This is a genomic window from Actinoplanes sp. NPDC089786 (assembly GCF_040684855.1).
GTDB lineage: Bacteria > Actinomycetota > Actinomycetes > Mycobacteriales > Micromonosporaceae > Actinoplanes.
This window is the reverse complement of the sequence record NZ_JBFBGU010000009.1, coordinates 142,087-167,791: the sequence shown is the minus strand read 5'-3', so window position 1 is coordinate 167,791 and position 25,705 is coordinate 142,087. Positions and strand designations below refer to the sequence as shown.

At 72.0% G+C, this 25,705-nt stretch carries 20 protein-coding genes; 10 read left to right on the top strand and 10 right to left on the bottom strand.

Features of this window, described 5'->3' with window-relative positions; genetic code table 11:
• Positions 1–89: 89 nt before the first annotated feature.
• The 4 genes from AB0O15_RS25480 (at position 90) to AB0O15_RS25465 (ending at position 6,174) form a co-directional block, all read left to right on the top strand.
• A complete protein-coding gene (locus tag AB0O15_RS25480) occupies positions 90–992 on the top strand; it encodes a hypothetical protein (protein ID WP_364322987.1) in 903 nt (300 codons plus the stop codon).
• Positions 989–4,309, top strand: a complete 3,321-nt coding sequence (locus AB0O15_RS25475; RefSeq protein ID WP_364322984.1) for an MMPL family transporter — start codon at positions 989–991, stop codon at positions 4,307–4,309. The genes AB0O15_RS25480 and AB0O15_RS25475 overlap by 4 nt, the downstream gene beginning before the upstream one ends.
• Before the next feature lie 91 nt (positions 4,310–4,400).
• Positions 4,401–5,504, top strand: a complete 1,104-nt coding sequence (locus AB0O15_RS25470) for a peptidoglycan recognition family protein (protein WP_364322982.1) — start codon at positions 4,401–4,403, stop codon at positions 5,502–5,504.
• Between the two features lie 232 nt (positions 5,505–5,736).
• Positions 5,737–6,174 (top strand): hemerythrin domain-containing protein, encoded by a 438-nt coding sequence (locus AB0O15_RS25465; protein ID WP_364322980.1) that lies wholly within the window; start codon positions 5,737–5,739, stop codon positions 6,172–6,174.
• Between the two features lie 7 nt (positions 6,175–6,181).
• Here the strand turns inward: AB0O15_RS25465 and AB0O15_RS25460 are convergent, their stop codons facing one another.
• From AB0O15_RS25460 to AB0O15_RS25445, 4 genes are read right to left on the bottom strand one after another with little or no spacing between them, the layout of a single operon-like run.
• Positions 6,182–6,565 carry a nuclear transport factor 2 family protein gene (locus AB0O15_RS25460; protein WP_364322978.1) on the bottom strand — a complete coding sequence of 128 codons (384 nt, stop codon included), beginning with the start codon at positions 6,563–6,565 and terminating at the stop codon, positions 6,182–6,184.
• Positions 6,566–6,600: 35 nt separating this feature from the next.
• Positions 6,601–7,332 carry a hypothetical protein gene (locus AB0O15_RS25455; RefSeq protein WP_364322976.1) on the bottom strand — a complete coding sequence of 244 codons (732 nt, stop codon included), beginning with the start codon at positions 7,330–7,332 and terminating at the stop codon, positions 6,601–6,603.
• The gene (locus tag AB0O15_RS25450) at positions 7,325–10,786 is read right to left on the bottom strand and encodes a DEAD/DEAH box helicase (protein ID WP_364322974.1); all 3,462 of its coding nucleotides are present in this window, start codon (positions 10,784–10,786) and stop codon (positions 7,325–7,327) included. Before AB0O15_RS25450 ends, AB0O15_RS25455 begins: the two co-directional genes overlap by 8 nt.
• Positions 10,783–11,229: a DUF5990 family protein gene (locus AB0O15_RS25445; RefSeq protein ID WP_364322972.1), complete on the bottom strand. Its 447-nt coding sequence runs from the start codon at positions 11,227–11,229 to the stop codon at positions 10,783–10,785. The genes AB0O15_RS25450 and AB0O15_RS25445 overlap by 4 nt, the downstream gene beginning before the upstream one ends.
• A 263-nt stretch (positions 11,230–11,492) precedes the next feature.
• Here AB0O15_RS25445 and AB0O15_RS25440 point away from each other — a divergent pair, with 263 nt between their 5' ends.
• Positions 11,493–12,995, top strand: coding sequence for a carboxylesterase family protein (locus AB0O15_RS25440; protein WP_364322970.1), 1,503 nt, complete (start codon positions 11,493–11,495; stop codon positions 12,993–12,995).
• Between the two features lie 4 nt (positions 12,996–12,999).
• Here the strand turns inward: AB0O15_RS25440 and AB0O15_RS25435 are convergent, their stop codons facing one another.
• Genes AB0O15_RS25435 through AB0O15_RS25425 form a run of 3 tightly spaced genes read right to left on the bottom strand, consistent with a single transcriptional unit; the run spans position 13,000 to position 15,689 of the window.
• A complete protein-coding gene (locus tag AB0O15_RS25435) occupies positions 13,000–14,235 on the bottom strand; it encodes a hypothetical protein (protein ID WP_364322968.1) in 1,236 nt (411 codons plus the stop codon).
• A 19-nt stretch (positions 14,236–14,254) separates the two neighbouring features.
• Positions 14,255–15,298: an alpha/beta hydrolase-fold protein gene (locus AB0O15_RS25430; protein ID WP_364322966.1), complete on the bottom strand. Its 1,044-nt coding sequence runs from the start codon at positions 15,296–15,298 to the stop codon at positions 14,255–14,257.
• Between the two features lie 40 nt (positions 15,299–15,338).
• On the bottom strand, positions 15,339–15,689 hold the full coding sequence (locus AB0O15_RS25425; protein ID WP_364322964.1) for an STAS domain-containing protein: 351 nt from the start codon (positions 15,687–15,689) through the stop codon (positions 15,339–15,341).
• 309 nt (positions 15,690–15,998) lie between these two features.
• Between AB0O15_RS25425 and AB0O15_RS25420 the strand changes: the two genes are divergently transcribed.
• Together AB0O15_RS25420 and AB0O15_RS25415 are read left to right on the top strand one after the other, a co-directional pair.
• Positions 15,999–17,414, top strand: a complete 1,416-nt coding sequence (locus AB0O15_RS25420) for an amino acid permease (RefSeq protein WP_364322962.1) — start codon at positions 15,999–16,001, stop codon at positions 17,412–17,414.
• Complete coding sequence (locus tag AB0O15_RS25415; RefSeq protein ID WP_364322959.1) at positions 17,411–18,280, top strand: universal stress protein; 870 nt, start codon at positions 17,411–17,413, stop codon at positions 18,278–18,280. The genes AB0O15_RS25420 and AB0O15_RS25415 overlap by 4 nt, the downstream gene beginning before the upstream one ends.
• A gap of 15 nt (positions 18,281–18,295) precedes the next feature.
• On the opposite strand, the gene AB0O15_RS25410 is transcribed toward AB0O15_RS25415, so the two are convergent.
• The 3 genes from AB0O15_RS25410 to AB0O15_RS25400 all read right to left on the bottom strand — a co-directional run bounded on the left by AB0O15_RS25410 (position 18,296) and on the right by AB0O15_RS25400 (position 21,411).
• A complete protein-coding gene (locus AB0O15_RS25410; RefSeq protein ID WP_364322956.1) occupies positions 18,296–19,246 on the bottom strand; it encodes a serine/threonine-protein kinase in 951 nt (316 codons plus the stop codon).
• Between the two features lie 245 nt (positions 19,247–19,491).
• Entirely contained in the window at positions 19,492–20,403 is a 912-nt protein-coding gene (locus AB0O15_RS25405) for a hypothetical protein (RefSeq protein WP_364322953.1), read from the bottom strand.
• Positions 20,404–20,457: 54 nt separating this feature from the next.
• Positions 20,458–21,411: a sulfotransferase gene (locus AB0O15_RS25400; protein WP_364322950.1), complete on the bottom strand. Its 954-nt coding sequence runs from the start codon at positions 21,409–21,411 to the stop codon at positions 20,458–20,460.
• A gap of 901 nt (positions 21,412–22,312) precedes the next feature.
• On the opposite strand from AB0O15_RS25400, the gene AB0O15_RS25395 reads away from it, so the two are divergent.
• From AB0O15_RS25395 to AB0O15_RS25385, 3 genes are all read left to right on the top strand, one after another.
• Complete coding sequence (locus tag AB0O15_RS25395) at positions 22,313–23,236, top strand: glycosyltransferase family 2 protein (RefSeq protein ID WP_364322946.1); 924 nt, start codon at positions 22,313–22,315, stop codon at positions 23,234–23,236.
• A 71-nt stretch (positions 23,237–23,307) separates the two neighbouring features.
• Positions 23,308–24,273, top strand: a complete 966-nt coding sequence (locus tag AB0O15_RS25390) for a glycosyltransferase family 2 protein (protein WP_364322943.1) — start codon at positions 23,308–23,310, stop codon at positions 24,271–24,273.
• Positions 24,270–25,646, top strand: a complete 1,377-nt coding sequence (locus AB0O15_RS25385) for a glycosyltransferase family 2 protein (RefSeq protein ID WP_364322941.1) — start codon at positions 24,270–24,272, stop codon at positions 25,644–25,646. The genes AB0O15_RS25390 and AB0O15_RS25385 overlap by 4 nt, the downstream gene beginning before the upstream one ends.
• Positions 25,647–25,705: the final 59 nt, after the last annotated feature.

Sequence of the window (25,705 nt, the reverse complement as noted above, 5' to 3'; positions counted from 1 at the left end):
CGTGTGGCCGATAACCTTCACAGGGGTGGATCGGCATCCACCGGGATGAGATCGTTGACTCCCCCCACAGCAGTGACCAGGAGGATCGGTTGCCGGACGACACCAGCGCGCCGCGGCGGCCCCGCCCCTCAGCCGCCCTGCCGGCCGCGCTCCTGCGTGACAGCCGCCGCCGGCCGATGGCCGAATACCTGATGCCCGCCGCGATCATCGTGGCCGGCATCCTGCTCGTCGTGGCCTTCGGCATCGTGATCAACAGCGTGGTGCGGGGCAAGGAGCCGACCGCCCTGCCCGCGCCGCCCCCGCCGGCCCTGGGCGACATCCCGCCGGCCTCCGACCAGGCGGTCATCCCGCTGCCCAGCGACCCGCCGTCGGCCGGCACCCCGTCGCCGGCCCGGCCCAGCACCACCCCGCCGGCGCGCAAGACCCGGCCGCCGGCCCCGCCGCCCAACGCCGTCACGATCGCCAAGGCCGCGGTGCCCGGCAAGGTCGACCTCTCCGACGAGGGCGACCGCGACTGGGTGCACTGGGGTCAGGAGGGCAAGTTCTCGCTGGAACGGGCCAAGGACGGCGACTTCCAGATCCTCGAGGGCGCGCCGACCGCGCCCCGGTTCCGGCAGACCCGGGCCAAGGAACAGTTCAGCTGGCAGGACGGCTCGCCGGTGGCCAGCTCCGGCGGCACCGTGGTCGGCATCAACACCTGCGACAAGGGCAACGGCTTCACGCTCTCGGTCCCGGCCGCCAAGGACGACCGCACGCTGCGGCTCTACGTCGGCGTGCAGAAGGCCAAGGGCACGCTCGGGGCCAAGCTGTCCACCGGCGGCAGCACCGAGGCCGGCACCCTCGAGGAGCGCGGCGACGGCTTCGCGACCGCGGTCTTCAAGATCACCTACCGATCGGCCCAGGGCGGCAAGCTCAACCTGACCTGGACCACGACCGAGACCTTCGGTGACGGCTGCGGCGGTGTGGCGTTGCAGGCCGCGACGCTGCGGTGAGCCTGTTCCAGGCCTGGGGCGGGGCGATGGCCCGGTTCCGGGCGCCCGTCCTGATCGGCACGCTGCTCGCGGTGCTCGGCGCCGGCGTCTGGGGCTTCGGCGTGTTCGGCCAGCTGGTCGAGGGCGGGTACGGCGACCCCGGCAGCGAGTCGGCCCGGGCGGCGGAGGTCGCCCAGCAGGCGCTCGGCGCCCAGGGCGGCGACGTGCTGGTCATCTACACCCCGGCCAAGGGCCCGGTCGACGACGCGGTGCTGGCCCAGCGGGTCGAGAACAGCCTCGGCCACCTGCCGGCGTCGGCCGTCACCAAGAGCGTCAGCTACTGGCAGCAGAAGGCGCCTTCTCTGCTGTCCGCCGACCGGAAGAGCGCCCTGGCCATGCTCACCCTGGCCGGCGACGGTGACGCGGCGAAGATGGACGCGTACCGGGAGATCGAGGACGACCTCGGCGTCGAGGGCGCCACCGTCCAGGTCGCCGGCGGGGTCGTGCTCGGCGACGCGACCAGCGAGATCACCACCAGCGACCTGGCCAAGGCCGAGGCCGTCTCGCTGCCCATCGTGCTGATCCTGCTGCTGTTCCTGTTCGGCTCGCTGGTCGCCGCGTCGCTGCCGGTGCTGGTCGGCGGGTGCGCGGTGCTCGGCTCGCTGGGCATCCTGCACGCCGTCACCATGACCCACGACGTGAACTCGTTCGCCGTCAACGTGGCCAGCCTGCTCGGCCTCGGCATGGCCATCGACTACGGGCTGTTCATGGTCGGGCGCTTCCGCGAGGAACAGGCCCAGGGCCGCTCCCCCGCCGAGGCGGTGTCCCGGACCGTCGCCACGGCCGGGCGTACCGTGCTGTTCTCGGCGACCCTGCTGATGATCGCGCTCGGCGGTCTGTTGCTCTTCCCGCAAGGCTTCCTGCAATCCCTGGCGTACGGCGGGCTCGCCGCCGTCGGCCTCGCCGCGCTGCTCTCGCTGACCCTGCTGCCGGCCCTGCTCGCCGCCCTCGGCCCCCGCGTCGACAAACTTCCGGTGCGGCTGCCCGCTTCGTTCCGGGGCGGCGATCGCCCGGCCGAAACCGGGTGGGCGCGGCTCGCCGGCATCGTGCTCAAGCGGCCGGTGCTGTTCGTGCTGCCGATCGTGGCCGGGCTGCTGGTGCTGGCCAACCCCGTGCGCGGCGTGCACTTCGGCGAGGCCGACGAACGGGTGCTGCCCGCGTCGTCGGCCGCCCGGCAGGCCCTGGAGACCCTGCGCGACGACTTCCCGGCCATGAGCAGCGCGGGCATTCAGGTCGTCGTACGCGGAAAGCCCGGCACTTTCCCCCAGGCCGTGGCCAAGGTCCCCGGCGTCGTCTCGGTCACCCCGTCCGGCGCGGCCAACGGCGTGACCGTGCTGACCGCGACCCCCGCCGACACCGACCCGTTCAGCGAGGCCGCCCGCGACGCCGTCCGCGGCATCCGCGACCTGACCCCACCCGCCGGGGCCACGGTGCTGGTCGGCGGCGCCACGGCCCGCAACGTGGACAGCCTCGACGCCACGGTCGACCGCCTGCCGCTGATGATCGGGCTGCTCGCCGGGGCCACCCTGGTGCTGATGTTCCTGGCCTTCGGCTCGATCCTGCTGCCGATCAAGGCCGTCGTGATGAGCGCCCTCAGCCTGGCCGCCACCTTCGGGGTGCTGGTCTGGATCTTCCAGGACGGCCACCTGGCCGGCCTCCTCGACGTGACCCCGGCGCCACCCGAGGTCGGCATCGTGGTGCTGATGGCCGCCGTGGTGTTCGGCCTGTCCACCGACTACGAGGTCTTCCTGCTCTCCCGCATGGTCGAGGCCCGTACCCGGGGCGCCACCACCACCGAGGCGGTCACCACCGGCCTGTCCCGGACCGGCCGCGTGATCAGCGCCGCCGCCGTCCTGCTGATCGTCGTCACCGGCGCCTTCGCCCTGTCCTCGGTGACCACGATGCGCTTCGTCGGCGTCGGCATGATCCTGGCCCTGATCCTCGACGCCACCGTCGTCCGCATGCTCCTGGTCCCCGCCGTCCTGGGCCTCCTCGGCAACGCGGCCTGGTGGGCGCCCGGCCCCCTGCGGCGCCTGCAGGAACGGGCCGGCCTGGCCGAGTACGCGGGCGAGGACCTCTTCCCGACCGAATCCGTCGGCCGCCACGCGGCGCCCGGGTCCGCGGGCCCACGCACCGCCACCTCCCGGCCGCGCCACTCCTGGGACGACGACGGCGAGGCCGGCCCGCGCCCGACCTGGGCCGCCGAACGCGTGCGCCCCCTCCCCGCGGGCATCGCCCTGCCCCAGGAGCCCACGGCCGTTTCACCCGCGAAGGCCGGATCCCCTTGCACCGCCACCCCGACATCCGGGCCGCCCGCGCCCGGCGCCGTGACGGCGGGCTCGCCAGCATCTGCCACCTCGACGTCCGTGTCGCCGGCATCCGGCTCGTCAGTGCCCGGGTCTCCGACCTCCGGCCCGGCGGCATCCGGCTCGCCGGCGCAAGGGTCTCCGACATCCGGCCCGTCGGCGGGGGCGGGCGCGTCAGCCGCAGGCAACTCGACCGGCCACTCCCCCGCCGCAGCCGGCCCGGCTGGGAATTCCTCGGCCGCAGGTTCCTCCGCCTCGGGCGACCCCGATGACGACCGTCCCGTCGAGGCAGGTCCGGCCGTCCCGGTCACGATCCCCGGCGCACCGCCCCTCTTCCCCACCCCAGACCCCTCTCCGCCGCGATCCTTCGACGCCCCTTCGCCGCCCGCCGCGACCTTGCCTTCGCCATCCGCCGCGTCGCCCGCTCCATCCGCGTCGCCTGGTGTCGCGCCCGCCTCGTCCTCGGTTGACGAGACGGCGCCTGGGCCGCCCGGCCCGTCGGAGGCCGCCGAGACCTCGGCTTCGTCCGAGGTCGACCTCAGCCTCGCCGAGACCGTGCGGATCACCACCGGCGAACGCCCCACCGTCTCTCCGATGGCGCCGGCGCTCGACCCTGACGAGATCGAAACGGTCGACATCGCCTCCCTGCGGAACAAGACACCGCGGGAACCCGCGGCCCGCGAGACCTCACCCCTCCAGCCGGGCGACGTGGATGACAAGCCCGACTGGTTCGCGAACGAGCCCCGAGCGGGCGACGCAAGCAACGACCAGCCACGAACCGGCAACGGCTTCGGGGCGGTCGGCCCCTCCGCCGGCATCCCGGTCCCCGAAGAACCACCCGGCCCGGAGAGCGCCGACGACAGCAGCGGCGAAATGTCCGGAGCGGACGGTGCCGCATCGACCGAGGTCCTTGATCTGGACCCGGACGCGCAGGCGCGGGTGGCGGCTGAGCAGGAACGATCCGGCGGCTGAGCAGGAACGATCCGGCGGCGGGCGGTAGCTATCGGGCAATTGACACCGGGCGGCCGGGCGGGATGTGTACCCGTTCGCTAAGTTCGGCCGCATGGTTTCTCGTCGATCTCTGCTCCGCGGGGCCACCGGCCTCGCCGCCGCAGCGCCCGTAGCCCTTGCCGGGGGCGAAGCGTTCGCCGCCGAAGGTGACACCGTTCCCGAGACTCTGGCCGCCGCCCGCGGGCCGGTCGACGCCGGGCGGACGCTTCAGCCCGAGCTGAAGCTGACCCAGCTCAGCGTCCCGGCCGGCACCGACCTCCGGGTCCGGACCGCCGACGGCTGGCGCGACCTGGCCGCCAACGGGTGCCCGGCCGGCGCCGACGGTGCCACGGCGCCCGGCAACGTGCTGGTCGCGGCGGCCGGCGTCACCGCGTACCAGATCAAGGGCGCGCCCACCGCCGTGACCGAGCTGAACACCGTGGACGGCCGCAAGCGGGCCCTCCGGGCGCAACCCCGCGCCCTGACCCTGCCGCGCGCCGCCCAGACGCCGTGGCGGCCGCGCTACCTGAGCCGCGCGGCGTGGGGCGCCGACGAGTCCTACCGCCTCAACCCGGACGGCACGCTCGACACGCCGCCCGCGTTCTACGGCGTGCAGACCCTCACCGTCCACCACAGCGGTGAGGACAACCCGATCGACGACCCGATCCAGCACGTACGCGGCATCTACTACACCCACGCGGTCACCAACGACTGGGGCGACATCGGCTACCAGCTGCTGATCGACAAGTTCGGCCGGGTCTTCGAGGGCGTCTACTCCGACGCCGACCCGATCCCGGTCTTCGGCCCGGAGCCGGGCGCGGACGGCCGCCCCCAGATGGTGAACGGCGCCCACGTCGGCGGCTTCAACGCCGGCAACATCGGCATCTGCGTGCTCGGCAACACGATGATCACGCCCCCGACGGCGGCGGCGGTGCGCTCCCTCACGATCGTGCTCGCCCTGCTGGCCAAGGCCACCAACCTCGACCCCGAGGGTACGACCAGCTACGTCAACCCGGTCTCCGGCGCACAGGCCACCCTCCGGACGATCAGCGGCCACCGTGACTGGCACACCGCCAACCCCGCGGCCGGCGCCACGCTCTGCTGCGGCGATTCGCTCTACGGCCAGCTCCCGGCCATCCGCACCCGCGCGGCGGCCCTGGTCAACCTCTTGTCCTGAGCCGACCCTGACCGCGCCGCCCCTCACGGTTGAGGGGCGGCGCGGTCGCATCCGGGCTGATATTGTTTCGTCGCGCCCCCGGATGGGGCCTACCGCATGGAGGTAACGGCTTCCTCAAGCCTTGACAGGACCGGCAGATCCGGCCTCTCCCCATGCACGTATGGCCTTGCGGGGTAACCCCTTCTGTCGTTCCCTGTCGCCTTCAGCTCTCGCGACGACAGGAAGTGCTTTCATGACCGACAACCGCGTCAAAGGGATGGGCGACTGGCTCATCGAGGTCCACGACTGGTTCCGCGCCGAGCTGGCGACGTTGCAGAGCCAGGCCGCGGCCGGCGAACAGCTGACCCCGGCGAAAGATCTGCGCGCCAACTGCGTGGCTTTCTGCGGCGACCTGACCCGGCACCACACGGGCGAGGACCGCGGCGTCTTCCCCATGCTGGCCCGCGCCCACCCCGAGCTGACCGAGGTGATCATCCGCCTGGAGAAGGAGCACGAGGTGGTCGCCGACATCCAGCACCGCATCCAGGCCCTGGCCGACGCCGAGGCCGGCCGCGACCACCTGGTGCCCGAGCTCGACCGCCTGGCCGCCGAGCTCAACGCCCACCTCCGCTACGAGGAGGAGACGATCGTGGCCGCCCTCAACGAGACCCCGGCCCCGCCGATGATGTAGAAGCCGATCATGCAGGAGCCGATGATGTGGCCGCAGCGCTGAGGGAACTGAACTGGAGGCCGGCCAGCCGCCACCCCTCGGGCAGCTCGACCCACGTCTGGCCGACCCGCGTGGTCAACGCCATCTCCTGCCCGCGCCAGAGCGAACGGCTGCGCTGCACACACCGGACGATCGCCGCGTGACCGTAGAAGCTCACCTCGACGTCGCTGCTCTCCAGGCTGACGTAGGCGAACTCGGCGAACTTGCCGACCCACCGCGCCTTGTCGAGCACGTGGCCCTGCTCGCCGATCGACCGGAAGTCGTCGGCCAGCAGGGCGTTCAGCGCGTCGACGTCGGCGCGTAGCTCGGCCTCGTCGAAAACGTCGCGGAGCCGTTCAACCTCTGATCTCACAGGCCACACCCTCTACAGCATCCTAGGATGAATCTCTACTCGTCGACCGGGAGGGCCAGATAGGCGGGCCGGAGCTTCTCGATCAGGTCGTCGCCGAGCGGGGGCGGGTCGAGCTGGTCCAGCAGGACATCCGGGCGGGTCCGGGCCGGCGGCGCCGCCGGGGGCACCGCGTCCGTTCCCCAGAAGTCCGCCGGATCGCCGAGCCCCGGAGAAGCGGACGGCGGAGGCTCCTCGGGCGGGTCGAACGCGGCGACCGCCACCGCGCCGCGCAACCGTCGCAGGCGGTCGAGCAGTTCCTCGCGGGTGCGGCCGCGCCAGGCGAAGACCCCGAACGGGTCGGTGTCGAAGGAGCGGGCCAGCTCGTACAGGGTCGCGGCCAGATGGACGCAGGGCATGGGCCAGCGTTCGCAGGTGCAGTCCATCGCCACGTCGTCGAGGGACAGCGGCAGCAGGGTCAGGCCGGCCTCGGTGAAGATCCGGTCGATGCCGGCCGGCATGCGGCCGTCGAGCAGGTCGGCGACGAAGCGGGCCTGCGCGGCCAGGGCGTCCTCGACGCGGGCCCACTCGGCCGCGCCGAACGCCCGCACCGCGATGCGGGCCCGGAACGCCGCGCGATCTTCCGGGCCGCGGACCCGCGCGACCACGAGACTGCTGGAGATCGTGAGGCTGCGGACGTAGCCGTTGCGGGCGTCCCGGCGGCCCCGGGAGAAGGTCGAGGTCAGGCGCAGTGATTCGAACGTACCCAGGAAGGGTTGAAGGTCAGTCACCGACGGCCTCCGGGGAGAGGGCGAGCAGGTCACGCAGCTCGGCCGTGGACAGCGTGGTCAGCCAGCTCTCGCCGTTGCCGACCACCCGTTCGGCGAGCGTGCCCTTCTCGGCGATCATCCCGTCGATCCGTTCCTCGAGGGTGCCCAGGCAGGTCAGCGTGTGCACCTGGACGTCGCGGTGCTGCCCGATGCGGAACGCCCGGTCGGTGGCCTGCGCCTCGGTGGCCGGGTTCCACCAGCGGTCGACGTGCACGACGTGGTTGGCCGCGGTCAGGTTGAGCCCGGTGCCGCCCGCCTTCAGCGACAGCACGAAGATGCCCGGCCGGGTGTCGGCCTGGAACTCGGCGACCAGCCGGTCGCGTTCGGCGCGCGGGGTGCCGCCGTGCAGGTAGCGCACGGGCACGCCGAACCGCGCGGCCAGGTGGGGCGTCAGCATCGACCCGAACCGGGTGAACTGGGTGAAACACAGCGCCCGCTCCCCCGCCGCCAGCACCGCGTCGAGGATCTCCTCGAGGCGTTCCAGCTTGCCGGAGCGCCCCGGCAGCGGGGAGCCGTCGCCGAGCAGCTGCGCCGGGTGGTTGCAGACCTGTTTGAGCTTGGTCATCGTGGCCAGCACGTAGCCCTTGCGCCGGTCGGACGCCTCGCCCATCCGCTCCAGCATGTCGTCCAGCACGGCCTGGTAGAGCGTGGCCTGCTCGGCGGTCAGCCCGCACAGATGCCGGACGTGACGTTTGTCGGGCAGGTCGTTGATGATCGACGCGTCGGCCTTCTCGCGCCTGAGCAGGAACGGGCGGGTCGCCTGCCGCAGCCGGTGCGCGGCGTCCTCATCGGAGTACCGCTCGATCGGAACCGCGAAGCGCGCGCGGAAGGTCGGCGCGCCGGCCAGCACCCCCGGGTTGAGGAAGTCCAGGATGGACCACAGCTCGGCCAGGCGGTTCTCGACCGGCGTGCCGGTCAGCGCGATCCGCGACCGCGCCGGGATGCGCCGCACCGCCTTGGCCACCGCGCTGGCGCTGTTCTTGATGTGCTGCGCCTCGTCCAGCACGATCCGGTCCCAGCCCATCGCGGCCAGCGCCTGGTGGTCCTTCGCCGCCGTCCCGTACGTGGTCAGCAGCACGTCGCAGTCGACCGCCGCCTCCCGTTCGGCCCCGTGCCACACCCGCACCCGCAGCGACGGCGCGAACCTCGCCGCCTCCCGCTGCCAGTTCCCCAGCACCGACAGCGGGCAGATCAGCAGCGTCGGCCCCCGCCGCGCGTGCAGCAGCAGCGCCAGCAACTGCACGGTCTTGCCCAGCCCCATGTCGTCGGCCAGGCACGCGCCCAGCCCCAGCCCGTCCATGAAGGAGAGCCAGGAAAAACCCCTTCGCTGGTACGGCCGGAGCACGCCGATCAGGTCCGGTGGCTGGTCGATCAGCTCGAGCCGCTCGTCCAGGTCCCCCGAGAGCAGACCGGCCGCCCACCCGGCGCCGGACACCGCGGTGACCGGCAGCGGCAGCTCCTCGGGCGGCAGCAGCCGGATCATCCGCAGGGCGTCCCCCGCGGTCATCGACCCGCCGCCCCGCCCCAGGAACGCCAGCCCCGCGGCGAGCCGCTCCGGGTCGAGATGCACCCAGCGCCCGCGCAGCCGGACCAGCGGAACCTTGACCTTGGCCAGGTCGGACAGCTCGTCCTCGGTCAGCACCCGCCCGCCGAGCGCCAGCCCCCAGTTGTAGTCGACCATCGAGGCCAGGTTGGCCGTCCGGTCGCGCAGCACCGGGGCGATCGGCTCCGGCGTCCGCACGTCGAGCGCCAGCCCCAGCCCCGGCCGGTCCCGCCACCAGGCCGGCACCATCACCCCGTAACCGGCCTGCTCCAGCACCCCCGCGCAGGTCAGGAACCGATGCGCCCCTTCGGTGGTCAGCACCAGATCGACCGGCCGGGCCACCCGCAACGCCCCGTCGAGCTCCGGAACCAGCCGGGCCGCCCGCCCCAGCCCCGCGAGCAGCCGCTCCTGCGGCCGATGCGTCCACCGCCGCAACGGAGCGATCTCATCCCGCCACACGTCCCCGGCCGTGACCAGCACACTGGGCTCATCCAGCGGCTGCAGCAAGAACTCGACCAGCCAGGCGTCCTCCGCCGGCGCCTCCACCGCACCACCCGTGGCGTCGGGCAGATCAGGCTCCATCTCCTGCAGATGACTGAGCCGGAACACCACCCGGACCGCCGCCCCGCCCGCCGCCTCCGCATGCCACGCATCCAGCATCTCGGTCAGCGCGTGCACCACCTCGGGCGCCGCCTCGAACTCCCCCGGCACCCGTTCCGGCCACTCATCGGCTTCTTGCCGCCCGACCCCGCCCGGTTCGTCGTCGGTTTCCTCCCGCTCAGGGCCGGCCGGCCCGTCGCCGATTCGCGGCGGCTCGCCGCCGGCAAGGGCGGCGTCATGCGCGCCGAGACCCTCGTCGGCCTCGGACGGTTCATCGCGTGCCAGGGCAGTGGGCCGCCCGGCCGCCGCGGCCTTCGTCGTCGTGAGCGCGGCCGGCGGGCGGGCCGGTGTGGGTGACCCGTCATCGGTGAGGGCGGTCAGCCACGGCTCGCCGGAGAGGGTGACCCCGGCCTCGGCGAGACGCGTGCGGACCAGCCCGTCGATGAGCCGATCAAGCGCGGCGTGGAGCAGTTCGGCCGCAGGCCGCCCATCGGTGTCACCGGGCCGGAGGCGTTCCGCGCGACAGGCCGCGGGCATGCGTCGCAGCAGCTCAGCATGCCGAGTGACATCCGGCCCGGTGAGCACCGCCCGCCAATAGGCCCGCGGCCGCATCCCGTCGGGCCACACCCCCGGCAACACCCGCCCCCGGGCAACCAGGTCGGCCGCGAACGCACACACCTCGACCAGATAGGCCAGCGACGGCCCGATCCGATCATCGTCGTCGGCGACATCCGCGCTCACGAACGGCACGCTCACCGCCGCCACCTGCCAAGCCTGCCAACGCGGCTTCCCACGGCGCGCCGCCAGCCCGAGCTGCGGCGACGCCAGAGGCCCACTGGTGACCGACGGCAGCAACAGCGTCAACGGCCCACGCGCGTCCCCGTCCGGCAGCCCCTCCACCCCGGCCGCGAAGGGATGCCAAGCCGCTTCCCCCCGCCGCCGCGACGGCGCGAACACCACCTCACCCTGAGCAGGCGCCTTCTCGTGGCCGGCGTTCCCACCCTGAGCAGCCGCCTCGCCCAGGTCAGCCGCCTCGGCTGGCGGAACCGCCTCGTCGCCACCCGGATCCGCCGCGGGCGCCACCCGCGTCGCCGAGCCGGATCTCGCCGCCAGGTCCGCGCCGGCCGAATCAGATCCCAGGGCGGAAGGCTCCGGACCGGACCCGAGGAAAGCCGGCGAGGCGGCCGCGTGCGGCCGGGCGGCGGCGTCGACCTCGGCCCAGACGGCGAAGGCGCCATCACGGGCGATGACCCCGTGGAGGACACGGGTCACTCGGCGGTCCAGGTGATCACCGGCGGCCGGACCCGGGCACAGATCGGCCCACCCGCGGCGTCGGTCAGGCCGAGCCGCCCCACCATCGTGGCCGTGCCCGCATGCCCAGCCAGCAGCACCTCACCCGGAATGTCCGAGAACAGCAACTTGGCCCGCCGGAACATGTCGAACCGCTCATCATTGACCGCGCCCCAGGTCAGATACAGGAACCGCGCCCCCGGCCGCCCATGCACCCAAGGCCCACCGACGTCGACGAGCCCTTCGCCGACATCCCGGCTGCCCACCTCGAATTCCCACGAAGCCGACACCTCGGACGCCGGCACCAGAAACTCGGGCGACGACTGCCGCTGCACCCCCACATGCACATTGGCCAGCCGCAACTCATCGGCCGTCGCCCCCGGGCGACGCCCCGGCAGGTCGCTGCCCTCGATCCTGATCCGCACGCCACAACCCTAGGCCGCGGGTACGACAACGTCCCACCACCGCAGCCGGTGCTGCGCATACACGCTCACAGCAGGCGCGGGGGCGGTGCCTATATGCGCTCAGAGCAAGCGCCGGGCGGTGCCCATACGCGCCCAGAGCAAGCGCCGGGCGGTGCCCATACGCGCTCAGAGCAAGCGCGGGGGGCCGTCAATGGCCGATCGGCTACCAGGGCCTCGCTGATCTGCGCTGCACCCGCCCGCCCGGACGCCCAAGGCTGGAAGACATGATGGGAAACCGAACAGTCACCGCCCTCCTGTCCGCGGCCCTGACCCTCGCCGGCTGCACCGCCGCGGCCCAGAGCCACGACCATCTGACCGCCCGCACAAGGGCCGGCCTGGTCCACGGCGCAAGCGACGGCGAGGTCAAACGATTCAAGGGCGTCCCGTACGCCGCCCCGCCCGTCGACGACCTGCGCTGGCGCGCCCCGCGCGAGCCGGCGCCCTGGCCCGGCGTCCGCGAGACGACGAGGTCCGGCCCGCCCTGCGCTCAAGGGCCGAACCGCAAGGACGCCGCCGAGGACTGTCTCTATCTCGACGTGACCGCCCCGGCGACGGGCGGGAACAAGCCGGTCATGGTCTGGCTGCACGGTGGCGGGTTCGCCGAGGGCGCCGGGCGGGACTACGACCCGCGGCGGCTGGTCGCGCGGGGTGACGTCGTCGTGGTGACCGTCGAGTTCCGGCTCGGCCTGTACGGCTTCTTCGGCGCGCCGGGTCTCGACGGCGGCGGGACGTTCGGGTTCCAGGATCAGCAGGCGGCGTTGCGCTGGGTGCGGGACAACATCCGGGAGTTCGGCGGCGACCCGGGCAACGTGACGCTGTTCGGCGAGTCGGGCGGCGCGATCGCCACGTGTGCCCAGGTCACGTCGCCAGGGGCCAAGGGGCTGCTGCGCCGGGCGATCATGCAGAGCGGCTTCTGCGACGGCACGATCCCGAAGAACCTGACACCGACCGGCAGCCCGGAGTTCCACTTCTTCCGGCCGGCCGCCGAGATCGACGCGATCGGGGCCGCCGCGATGCGGGCGCTGGGCTGCGACACCGTCGACTGCCTGCGCAAGCTGCCGGTCGACGCGCTCAACCCGCGGTATCCGGCTTTCGGCTCGGCGGCCTACCGGACGCCGAGCCTGCCGGAGGACCCGCGCCTCGCGATCCGGAACACGAGCGTTCCGATGATCGTCGGCGCCACCCGGGACGAGCACCGGCTCACGGCCGGCATCATGGCGCTGGCCGGCTACGACTGGTCGAAGGCCGGCTTCGCCACGCTGATGGCGGACGCGTTCGGCGCGGAACCGGCCGGGAAGATCGTTCAGCGGTACGGCCGGGACAAGGACGTCGCCCGGGCGTGGGCGGCGGCGTTCACCGACAGCAGCACCTGCGCGCAGGATGTGCCGGGGTACGCCCGCACCTACGACTTCGCCGACGAGCACGCCCAGCCGTTCGTGGACCTGCCGCCGGGCTTCGACGCGGGCGCCTCACACGCCTCCGAGCTGCCGAATCTCTTCGAGGTGGCCGGTCGTAAGCCGATCACCGACCCGTACTACACCGACGCCCAGCGCCGCCTGGCCGCCCGGATGATCGGCTACTGGTCCGCGTTCGCGCGCACCGGCGACCCGAACCACGCGGGCGCACCGGCCTGGCCGGGGGCGACCGGCCTCCAGCTGGCCCCGGACGCGATCAAGCCGGTCGACATCGACGCCCGGCACCGATGCGCGTTCTGGCGAAGCCTTTGAAACCCTAGGAGTTGTCGCGGACCCAGGCGTCCATCAGGCCGCCGAAGTGCCCGAGGAAGCGCTCGTGCTCGTGCGCCGGGTAGGTGCTGCGGACGGTCTCGTCGAGCAGCCTGGTGAAGTCGGGCGAGCTGACCCAGTCGTACACCATCTCGTCGACGTGGGAGAGGTGCCGGGCACAGAAGTCCTGGTACTTCTCCACCTCGAAGTACTCGTCGGCCAGCTTCCGGTAGCCGGCCAGCTTCTCGGCGTACGACAGGTCGTCCCGGTCACCGATCGCGAAGTACTCGGCGCTGTTCATGTCGAGCCGCGGCTTGCGGCCGGTGACCACGCAGAACACCGTCCAGCGCAGCAGCGCCGCCATCGCCCACGGGAAGTAGTAGTGCAGCGACGTGACGGCCACGTCGGGGCAGGCGTTGGCGTAGTCGATGGGGTGCACCTCGCCGCCCTTGACGAGCGACTCGCAGCTGTTGAACTCCCACCGGAAGAACGCGTTGATCAGCCGGGAGATGGTGATGACCTCGTCGCCGGTCTCGGGCGTGAGGAAGTCGTGCTCGACCGCGTACCGGTCGTACATCGGCAGGTCGGGCCGGAACTTCATGACCATGGTCTCGGGGCCGATGGTCAGCGAGCGGGCGAACACGTCGTAGCCCTCGACGGCGGCCTGCAGGTGCATCAGGCGCTCGCCGGAGGCGTCGTAGGCGTCGTGCAGCTCGGTGGCGTTGCGGATCTTGGAGACGCCGACCCAGGCGCCGCCGTCGTACGGCTTCATGAACAGCGGGTAGCCCACCTGCGCCGCGGTCTCGTCCAGGTCGAACGCCTCGTTGTAACGCGCCGACGTGTACGCCCACCGCGAGTTGTCCAGCGGGTTCTTGTACGGCACCAGCACCGTCTCGGGCACCTTGAGCCCGAGCCGGATCATCGCGCAGTACGCCGTGTGCTTCTCCATCGACTGGAAGGTGAACGGGCTGTTCAGCAGGTACACGTCGTCCATCATGGAGATCTTCTTGAGCCACTCGCGCGGGTGGTAGTACCAGTACGCGAGCCGGTCGATGACCAGGCTGTGCCTCGGCTTGTCGCGCAGGTTGAACGGCTCGATGGTGACGCGTTCGCTGCGTACGTCGTGCGTACGCCCGTGGTCGTCCTTGACCGCACCGACCCGCCGCAGCAGGGCCTCGTAGGCCCGGGGCCAGTCGTCCTCGGTCCCCAGCAACAATCCGATGGTGTGTTCGACGTCGGCCACGGCCCGCCTCCTCCAGGATCTAGAACACTTTCTGCAGCAACGTGGTGAGGTAGGGGTCGAGGGCGTCGCGCCAGCCGATCCAGGTGTGCGCGTCCGGCACCTCGTCGAACGACACGTCGTAGCCGTGCCCGCTGAGCACGGCCGCCATGTCCTTGTTGTTGGCCAGGTTCTCCTCGACCGCACCACAGGTGAGCGTGATCGGCACGGCGGGACCGTCGGGACGGCGGCGGACCCGGCCGGTGAACCGGACGATCCGCAGGTAGCGCCCGAAGCCGGACTCCTGGCGGTCGAAGCGCGGCTGGAACAGGCTGGCCGACTGCAGGAAGAGCCCGCCGAAGGCGGCCGGGTGCCGGCGCTGGGCGTGCAGTATGGCCAGCCCGCCGAGGCTGGCGCCGATGCCGACGACGGGCCGGTCGGCGCCCAGCTCGGCGGCGAGCTTGGGCAGGGCGTCGCGGGCCAGGGCGCGAGCGTACGCGGGACTGGCCGAGTACCACTCGAAGCGCTCGCCCGGCGGCAGCAGGACCAGGTGGAACGGTGGCACCCGGCCGGCGCCGATCATTGCGGCGGCGTACCGGCCGAGCTCGCCGAAGCGGTGGTAGTCGGGCCCGTCGTGGGCGATCACGACCCGGCCGGTGGACGCGTCCGGCGACCACACCTGCGCGACCATCTCGCCGCGCACCGCGGGCAGCGGCAGGTAGACGTCGCGCCAGGCGCCGTGGGCCTGCGGCAGCGTCAGCCAGGCCGGTTCGCGGTAGTCGTCGCAGCGCAGCTCGGAGGAGTCGCCGAACCCGCCGCCCACGCGGAGTGGGTTGTCCGGGTCGCAGACCCATTCGGTACGCCCGTCGGGGTGGGTCAGTTCCAGCTTGTACTCGAGCCGGCGGACGGGCGGGCGGGGCCGGCGCAGCTCCCAGGCGTGGTCGGCCGGGTCGTAGGCGAACGTGAGATCGGCGCCCCGGGGGAACGCGCCGCTTCCCAGCCGTACCCCGGCCAGCCGTTGATCTTGATCAAGCAGGCGGAAGCAGACCTCGGGGCCACGACACCACGCCCCGGCCCCCGGTTCCATGAACGAACCTTAACGGTCCCTCCAGGGAAGGGCACAAGATCTACGAGCCGTAGTGCTGCGGGGACTCCATCGACGGCGGGAGCCCGAACATCTCGGCCAGGCCGGTGACCCGGAGCTGGCGGTGCACGAACTCGCTGGGGTTGCGCAGCACGAACCGGGTGCCGGTCTCGCGCGCGGCGTTGTAGCCGGTGACCAGCGCGCCGATGCCCATCGAGTCCATGAACGTGACGAACGTCAGGTCGACGATCATCGTGACCGGTCGTTCCGCGTGCAGCGTGGACAGCAACGCCTCGCGCAACGCGTCGACGGTGGCCGCGTCCAGGGTGCCGCGCACGTCGACCACCATGGCCCCGTCGGCCTGGCGCCGGGTCGTCATCACGGCCTCACCCATGCTGGGCCTCTCCTTGTCGTGTGACTGCTTCCCCACCGTACAACGACCTGCTCATCCCCCGCAGGTTGGCGCATCTTTCCGCGACCCCGGCGTACACCGCGTGCGCTCCCGGTCACCCACCGTCCGGGCGATTGCACAAGAGGCGACACCAAGATTGCCGGACTCTGCTGATCCACTTGCCGTCCATCTTGCGGCCCACCTGTGGGAACGGAACTGTGAGCATCGGTAACCGTCACCCGGCAGGGCGGAGGCGTGGGTTCTATGGCCACAGCATCGGGACAGAAACCGGGGATCTTCGCGATCCGTGATGTGCGTTCCCTGATCACCGAGACCAGTGAGGAAGGACACGGCCTCAAGAAGGCGGTCGGCGCCAGTCAGCTCACCGCGATGGGCGTCGGCGCGATCATCGGCACCGGCATCTTCGTGGTCATCGGCGAGGGCGCCGGCGTGGCCGGTCCCGCCGTCATCCTCTCGTTCGTGCTGGCCGCCGTGGCCTGTGCGTTCTCCGCGTTGTCGTACGCCGAGCTGGCCTCGTCCATCCCGGTCGCCGGCAGCGCCTACACCTACACGTACGCCACCCTCGGCGAGATCGTCGCCTGGATCATCGGGTGGGACCTGATCCTGGAGTACGGCGTCTCGGTGGCCGCGATCGCGGTCGGGTGGGGCGGCAACCTGAACGCGTTCCTCGACTCCGCCTTCGGCGTGGCCCTGCCCGACGCGATCTCGAAGTCGCCCGAGGACGGCGGCGTCTTCAACCTGCCGGCCGTGTTCATCGTCCTGGCGATCACGCTCCTGCTGGTCCGGGGCGTCACCGAGAGCGCACGGGTCAACTTCGTCATGGTCGTCATCAAGCTGACCGTGCTGCTGTTCTTCATCGTGGTGGCGTTCGTCAACTTCGGCACCGGCAACTTCCAGAACTTCGCGCCCACCGGGGTCGACGGGGTGACCTCGGCCGCGGCGATCATCTTCTTCGCGTACATCGGGTTCGACGCGGTCTCGACCGGCTCCGAGGAGGCCCGCAACCCGGCCAAGGACCTGCCGCGGGCGATCATCGGCTCGCTGATCATCTGCACGATCTTCTACGTGCTGACCGCGGTCGGCGCGCTCGGCATCGCCAGCCCGGACCAGATGAAGGAGAGCGACGCGCCGCTGGCCGCCGCGCTCGACCAGGGCGCGGGCATCAGCTGGGCGGCCGGGATCCTGGCGCTCGGCGCGGTCGTCGCGATCACCAGCGTGGTCCTCGTCATCATGTACGGCCAGACCCGCATCTTCTTCGCCATGTGCCGCGACGGCCTGCTCCCGGAGAGGCTGGCCCAGGTCAACCAGCGGTACGGCACCCCGGCCCGGCTCACCATCGGCCTCGGCGTGCTGATCGCCATCCTGGCCGCCCTGGTGCCGCTGAGCGAGATCGTCAAGCTGGTGAACATCGGCACGCTGTTCGCGTTCGTGCTGGTCAACATCGGCGTGATCATCCTGCGCCGGACCCGGCCGGAGATGCCGCGGCCGTACCGCGTGCCGTGGTCGCCGGTGCTGCCGATCCTCGGCGTGCTGTTCGCCGTCTACCTGATGAGCGACCTGCCCATCGACACCTGGATCCGGTTCGTGGTCTGGCTGGTCATCGGCATCGTCATCTACTTCGCGTACGGCTACCGCCACTCCAAGGTCCGCAAGGACGCGCTGGCCGGCCGCACCACCCCGCCGCCGGACGGAGGTGAGCCGAGATGACCGGACCGGTCGTCACCGGCGTCGACGGCCAGGCGTGCGGCACCGACGCCCTGTTCCTGGGCCGCTGGCTGGCCGACAGCCTGGGCGTGCCGCTGGTCGTGGCGGTCGTGCACGCGGCGCCCAGCGCGCTCGGCTCGGGCCGGGTCGACGCCGAATGGGTCGCCGACCGGCACCGGGCCGCGGAGGCCGTGCTCGACGGCGCCCGGGCGGCGCTGGCCGACGTGCCCGGCGAGGTGGAGTACCGCTCGGTGGCGTCCTCCTCGGCCGCGCACGGGCTGCACGACCTGGCCGAGGAGGTACGGGCCTCGGTGATCACGGTCGGCTCCTCCAGCACCGGGCCGAAGAACCGGCTCCTCGCCGGCAGCACGGCCGAACGCCTGCTGGCCGGCAGCCAGTGGCCGATCGCGGTCGCGCCGCAGGAGATGGGGGCGGCGCCGGGCGCCCACGGCCGGGTCGGCGTCGCCTACGTGGACACGCCGGACGGACGCGCCGCGCTGGCCGAAGGCGCCGAGATCGCCCGCCGGACCGGCACCACGCTGCGGCTCTACACGGTGGTGGCGGACACCGACGGGACGCTGCCGTTCCTGGTCGGGGCGGACGCGGAGCACGCGTTCCTGGAGACCGCCCGCGAGACGTACGAGGAATCGTTGCGCCGGGCGGCCGCCACGGTCAGCGGCGTCGAGGTCGACTGGAAGCTGCTCACCGGCCACGTGGTCGAGGCGCTCACCGAGCTCGACGAGGTGGACGTCCTCTGCTGCGGCTCGCGGGGCTACGGCCCGGCCCGCCGGGTCCTGCTCGGCGGGGTCTCGACGAAGCTGGTCCGGGGCGCGCGCAGCCCTCTGGTCGTCGTACCTCGCAGCGGCTGATCGGCAGGACAAGCGCTAGTCGGCTCGATGCCGGCCGAAACGCGGCTCGGTCGGCATCGACGCCGCGGTCGGCATCTCGGCCGCCCGCTGGTCGAAGGCCGGCAGCGGCCGGGCCGACTCGAAGTCGGCCATCGGCACGTAGACCCGGGCATCCACCGCCTCGGCCAGCAGCAGCGCGGCGACCATGGCGGTCGGGCGCTCGAGCGGGTCCTTGTCGAGGCAGCGGGACATCAGGTCGAGCACCTCGCTCGCCATCCCCTCGATCGGGGGCAGCGGGTCGGGGTGGTCGAAGCGCTGGGCGTGCACCAGCTCGGTGTTGGTCGTGGCGGTCCACGGCAACCGGCCGGACAGGCAGTGGTAGAGCAGCGTGCCCAGCGAGAACATGTCGGTCGCCGGGGTCGCGGGCAGGCCGTCGAAGCGCTCCGGGGCGACGTACGCCGGGGTGCCCATCACCGGGCCCTCCGGATCGGGGTCGGGCGATCCGATCGCGGCGGCGATGCCGAAGTCGAGCACCTTGGCGCCGGCCGGGGTGAGCATGATGTTGGCCGGCTTGATGTCGCGGTGCACGACATGCTCGGCGTGTGCGGCGGCCAGCGCGGCGGCGACCTCGGCCGCGACGCGGACGGCGATCCGCCAGTCCAGCGGCGCACGGGCCAGGTGGTCGCTGAGCGTCTGCCCCTCGACCAGCTCCATGACGATGTACGGCACGTCCTCGCCGCCCGAGCGTGAGGTGCCGAAGTCGTGCACGCCGGCCACGTTGGGATGGGCCAGCCGGGCCGCCGAGCGGGCCTCGGTGCGGACGACGTCGACGCCGGAGACCTCGCCGAGCGTGCCGGCCGCCGCGGTCGACATCAGCTTCACCGCGACGGGACGGTCGAGCACCTGGTCGTGGCCGTGCCACACCTCGGACATGCCGCCGATGCCGATGCGCCGCACGAGCTCGTACCGCTCGCCCACCACGCGCATCGTCAACACACTCCCGTCCCCCCGGCCACGAACGTTGCCTACCCTCGCGCCGCCCGCGACAAACGGAAGATCCGTACACCCGTCCGAGTGGTCGGGGGTGCTGACACAGCGGGGCCGCCCTTCGTGAGGACGGCCCCGCCGTGATCGATGCCTTGATTGGTACGCCGGCACCGCGCGTTCAAGATCGACGTTAGGCCAGGTCGGGCTCGGCCGGGCGCGCGCCCCCGAGCAGCGTGACGCCGCTCTCAGGCCGGCTCGCTCCGCAGGTCGTGGGCGCCGTCGGCGCGGGTCGCCTCGTAGTACAGCCGGCCGGCGCCGTCCGGCATGGTGACCACGCTCAGGTAGCGCAGCCCGTTCGGGGCGTGCGGGCTACCCAGCGGCGGCCCGTCGGCGGCGGTGAGCGGGCCGAAACTGCCGTCGGCGAGGCGGGCGCCCCGGGCCGTGCCCGTGCGCTCCTCCCAGTTCTCCCCCGCCGTGGCCCGGCCGTCGTACGCCGCCTGCACCTCGTCGCCGTCGACCACGACCGACGAGACGCGTACGCCGCGCGCGTCCCACTCGCCGGCCCGGCCGGTCAGCGCGGTCCGCCGCCACGTCCACAGCACACCGTCGGGGCTGGTGAAGTATTCGGTGGTCATCCGGTCGGCGTCGTCCCACGACTCGAGCGGGTGCACCGAGGCCCACAGGTGCCAGCTGTACTCGTCGTGGTGGATCACCGGGTCTTTCACGCCGCGCGCCTCGTCGCCGGCCAGCACCGTGCGCGGGGTGGCCGTGGCCAGGCCCTCGGGGGTGTCGGCCTCGACCAGGTCGACCCGCCAGTGCTTGGTGCCCGGGGTGGCCACGCTGACGTAGAGCCGCCACCGCCCCTCGGGCGTCCGCACGATGGCCGGGCGCTCCAGCGACTCGGCGCCGAACGTGTCCTTGCTGACCTCGGCCAGCGTGGTGAAGGTCAGGCCGTCGGCCGACCTGGCGACCACGTTGGCGATGCCGCGGCCGGCGCCGATCGGCAGCCGCAGCCGGTAGGCCAGGTAGACGTGCCCGTCGGACACGACCGCGCTGGGCGCCCCGGACCAGGCGCCGGGTTCGCTGCCGGGCGGCTCGACCACCACGACCGACTCGTCCCAGCGTGGCAGCGGCAGGGTGGAAATCCCGGTGGTCACGGCGCACTCCCTCGTACTCGCGATGATGATCGCTGCGAAGGGTACCCGCATTCTCTATACAACTGGTGGGGATTCGTCCTTGGTGGCGTGTCGCTCCACCTCGAGCCAGTCGTCATAGTGCTCGCCGGTGATCTTCTCCAGCAGGGCGATGTCGTCGGAGAAGTATGGCAGCAACGCCTCGCGCATCGCCGGGGTGGTGCCCGGCCGCGTCCCGTTCTTGCGGTGCAGCAGGGTCAACAGCGGGCCGCGGGCAGCCAGGCGCAACGGCACCGGGAAGCGGTGGCCGACGGCGCCGCCCGCACGGAGCAGGCCACGGAGGACGCCGTTGACCGCGTTGTCCTCGACCACGTGCCGGTTGACGTTCTCCTTGGGGATCAACGGCAGCACCCCGGTGCGCACACCCAGGAACTCGCAGACCCGGTCGAGCGTGGCGACCGGCGCGTCCTCGAGGTCGCGGTAGCGCAGCAGCAGCACCCGGTCCCGGTTGATCCGCTCGAACAGGTGCTGGATCTGCTCGCCGTAGAGCCCGAGCCGCTTGTAGTGCCAGAAGTCGGCCCAGCCGGCCGCGATCCGGTCGGCCTCGGACTCGCACGCGGCCAGGAAGTCGGCCTCGGACTCCAGGCCCGCGATCCAGAGGTGGGTCCAGTTCGAATGGGCGCGGTCGACCGGGTCGCGGAGCAGAAGGATCAGGCGTACGTCGGGCAGCAGCCTCGCGATCCGGTCGTGCGCGGCCAGGTCACCCAGGTAGAACGGCGTCGCCTCGCCGGTCAGGGCGCCGGGCGGCGCCGCGTCGAAGAGGGCCTCGTAGTCGGCCCGGCGCCACACGTGCTCCTGATAGGTCTGCACGTCGCCCGGACCACCGGTGTCCGGCGGCCGGCCGGAGCTGAGGAAGAACTTCGGCTCCTTGACCCGCGACAGGAACAGGTCGGGATGGGGGGCCAGGGCGGCGTGCAGGGCCGTGGTTCCGGCCTTCGGCACACCTGCGATCAGGAAGTCCGGAAGCGCCATCGGGTCCTCCTCACGGGCGGCCGTCCGGCCGCGAGAACGGAGTTAGCCTACCGGCTTTATAGGCATTGGCGAATGCGGGCGGCAGGCCCGCCACCATCGTGACCGCTCATCCGGGTGATGGTGACCGCTTCCGGGCGATTCCGGCCCGCGCCCCGGCCTGGACGGCTCGGCCTGGACGGCTCGGCCTGGACGGCTCGGCGCCACCAGCGCCGGCGACGGAACCGCGCGCACTTCCCGGCACCGCAGAAGGTGCAGTCGGTGCCGCGGCGAAGGTGTTCGTGTGCGTCCTGCGGGTGACCACAAACACACACCGCACTGTCGTCCGTCATCGCCTCACCCACGGTAGTGCTTGACTCACGCAACGAGTCTAAGCCGGCCGGAAATCATGAGTGATATTCAACCATCGATGGCCGGCCGGCCGCGTCACCCGTCCGATATAACCGAGCTGCACCACGCCATCACGGTTTGTAACCGCAGCATCCAGTGGCATAACTCACACCTGCCATTCCGACATACCGACAATGCCCCATTCCGATGGTTGATCGACACGACTGGACGCTTCGATGCGTGGACGTCCCTTACGCGGATCTTGATGACCAATGCCCGTTACCAAGCGTGACTGGCGGGACTTCAAGACAATCTTGCTACCCGAGTGAATAACCCCTGCTCATACGGATGTCGCCGGTTCAACACACGGACATCCGCGACCTGTCCCTTTGGTCAGTTGACGCTACGTAGCGTGTTGCTAGGGTCTTGGGCAGAAGCGAGCGACTCGGGTTCCGGTCTCCGAAACCCCCGGAAAGGGTCGCAACCGCCGCCCCCTGAAGGGACCGACATGCAGCTCTCCCCGCCAGCCGGCAACACGCCGGGTAACGGCACGTCGTTACCGACGGTAAGCGTTGTGATCCCCACCCTCAACGAGGAACGGAATCTCCCGCACGTTTTCGCCGACCTGCCGGACGGCATCGACGAGGTCGTCCTGGTCGACGGTGGATCGAAGGACCGGACCGTCGAGGTGGCCCGCGAGCTGCGCCCCGACGTGGTTGTCGTGCAGCAGACCCGCACCGGCAAGGGCAACGCCCTGGCCTGCGGCTTCGCCGCGTGCACGAGCGACATCATCGTGATGATCGACGCCGACGGGTCGACCGACCCGAAGGAGATCCCGCTGTTCGTGGCCAAGCTGGTGGCCGGCGACGACTTCGTCAAGGGATCCCGGTTCAGCCACGGCGGGCACAGCCACGACATCACCAAGCTGCGCAAGCTGGGCAACGATGGGCTCAACGTCGTGGTCAACGTACTGTTCGGTACGAAGTTCACCGATCTCTGCTACGGCTACAACGCGTTCTGGCGCCGCGTGGTCCCGTCGCTGGACCTTCCGGACACCCGGCTCCCCCGCAACGCCGACGGCAGCAAGCTGTGGGGCGACGGCTTCGAGATCGAGACGATGATCAACATCCGGGCCGCGGTCGACCAGCTCGAGGTCGGCGAGGTCGGCAGCGTCGAGCACGCCCGCATCCACGGAGTGACGAACCTCAACACCTTCCGTGACGGCGCGCGGGTGCTGCGCACGATCTTCAGCGAGTACGGCCGGATGCGCCGCAACCGCCGCGCCGGACGGCTCCCGGCCATCGCCACCGCCCAGGTGCCGGCCCAGCCCGCCGGCAACCGCCTCGAGCAGGTCAACCGGAACACCCCGGCCGCCGCCGCGCACCCCGCCGACCCCCGCTCGGCCGGCGCGCACGTCAACCGAGGCCCGTTCCGCGAGGTCGGCGCCGGGCGTACCGACGACATCAAGAAGCGCCTCGAGGCCCGCGCCGGCGACTGACCCCACCCGGTCGCCCCGCTCCCCACCCACCCGCTCCCCAGTTCCGCCCGCCTCGCAAGGAGTCCCCCCACGTGGAGAACTTCCGTCCCGAGATCAGCATCGTGATCCCCACCCACACCGAACAACGCTGGTCATCGCTGGTCCGCACCGTCGCCTGCGCACGGTCGCAGATCTACACCCCGGCCGAGGTCGTGGTCGTGGTCGACCACAACCCGGCGCTCTACCGGCGCGCCCGCCGTGACCTCCAGGGCGTGACGGTGCTGGAGAACCTGTACGCCCAGGGCGTGTCGGGCAACCGCAACACCGGCGCCTTCCACACCCACACCGCGCTGATCGCGTTCATGGACGACGACATCACTGCCGAGCCGGACTGGCTGGGCAGGCTCGTCGCGCCGTTCGCCGACCCCAAGGTGATCGGCACCGGCGGCGGGATCAGCCCGGCGTGGGAGGGAACGGAGCCGCGCTGGATGCCCGAGGAGTTCCTCTGGGCGGTCGGCGGCTCGTACGCCGGCATGCCCACCGAGATCTCACCCATCCGCAACGTCTGGTCGGCGAGCATGGTGGTCCGGCGCGAGGCGTTCGTCCAGGTCGGAGGCTTCCGTACCGGCTTCGGCAAGCTCGGTGGCCAGAACCGCCCCGAGGACACCGAGCTGTGCATCCGGTTGAGCCAGGCCACCGGCGGCCACTGGATGTACGTGCCGGACGCGGTGATCCGCCACGAGGTGCCGGCGAGCCGGTCCACCTTCTCGTTCTTCATCAAGCGCTGCTACGCCGAGGGCCGCGGCAAGGTGCAGATGGCCGGCCTGAACACCAAGGGCGACTCGCTCGGCGCCGAGCGCGACTACCTGCGCTCGCTGCCCCGCGCCGTGGTCCGCAACATCGCCGCCGCCTCGCGGGGCCGGGGCGTCGCGCACGCCCTCAAGGCCGGCAGCGTGCTCGCCGGCGTCGCCGCGGCCGGCGTCGGCGGCGCGGTGGAGACCCTTTCGACCAAGCGCACCAAGCCCGCCCACCGCCCGGAGCTGGAGGCCAGCCGATGACCACCGACCTCAACGGCGCCGCGTGGGCGCCCGCCCAGCGCGACGACGACCTGCTGCTCGGCCCGGGCGTCGAGCCGGTCGGCGGCACCCGCCCCGCCGCGGTGCACGACATCGACCTGTCCGACCCGCTGCCGACCATCGCCGGCATCGCCGCCGACGGCCGCCGGGTGCTGAAGGCCTGGATGCTGGTCCGGCTGTTCACCGAGCCGATCGGCACCGTGCTGGTCGACGTGCCGCTCAAGGGCCTGCGCCCGGCCGACGTGGGCCGGATCATCGACCACGAGCTCGGCACCACCGTGCAGCCGCAGCTCAGCGCGCTCGGCCTGGACACGCTGCCGATCGACGGCATCACCACCGACACCGAGCCGGCCTTCCTGGCCCGCCGGCGCGAGGTGCTGGCCACCGCCCCGCACATCACCGTGGTGATCTGCACCCGGGAGCACCCGGAAGAGCTCCGCAACTGCCTGGACAGCCTCCTCGCGCAGAACTACCCGGCCTTCCGGGTGCTGGTCGTGGACAACGCCCCCACCAGCGACGCCACCAAGGAGGTGGTCGAGGCCGCCGCCGCACGCGGGCACGTCGACTACCTCTGCGAGCCGGCCCCCGGCCTGTCCTTCGCCCGCAACACCGCCGTCAAGGCGGCGCCCGGCGAGATCCTGGCCTGGATCGACGACGACGAGCGGGCCGACGTGAACTGGCTGGCCGAGGTGGCCCGGGCGCTGGCCGACCACCCGGACGCCGACGTGATCTCCGGCGTGATCGTGCCGGCCGAGCTGGAGACCCGGGCCCAGCTGTGGTTCGAGCAGTTCGGCGGGCACAGCAAGGGCCGCGGCTTCAAGCCGGACGTGTTCAGCCCGGCCACCGCGCACAAGCAGAGCCCGCTCTACCCGCTGCCGCCGTTCGGCACCGGGGCCAACATGACCTTCCGGCCCGGCGTGATCGAGCGGATCGGCGGCTTCGACGTGGCGCTGGGCGCCGGCACCCCGGCCATGGGCTCGGAGGACACCCTGGCCTTCACCCAGGTGCTGGTCGGCGGGGGCACGATCGTCTACCAGCCGTCGGCGGTCACCCACCACTACCACCGGCGTGACCTGGCCGGGCTGGAGAAGCAGATGGTCGGGTACGGCGCGGGGCTCACCGCGGCGTACACCAGCCTGGTGCTGAGCCGGCCGGGGCTGCTGTGGCCGCTGATCAAGCTGGCCCCCACCGCGCTGCGCGACCTGACCGGGTCGGACAGCCTGCGCGTCTCCACGCTGCAGGACGACTTCCCGCGCGAGCTGCTCAAGGCGAACCGGAAGGGGATGCTGGCCGGCCCGCGGGCGTACCTCAAGGGCCGCCGCGCCGCCCGGGCCAGGGCCCGGAGCGACAGCTGACCGTGCCGATCGCCCGAACAGCGGAAAAGTGGACCTGGTCCGGGGCAACATCGGAACAG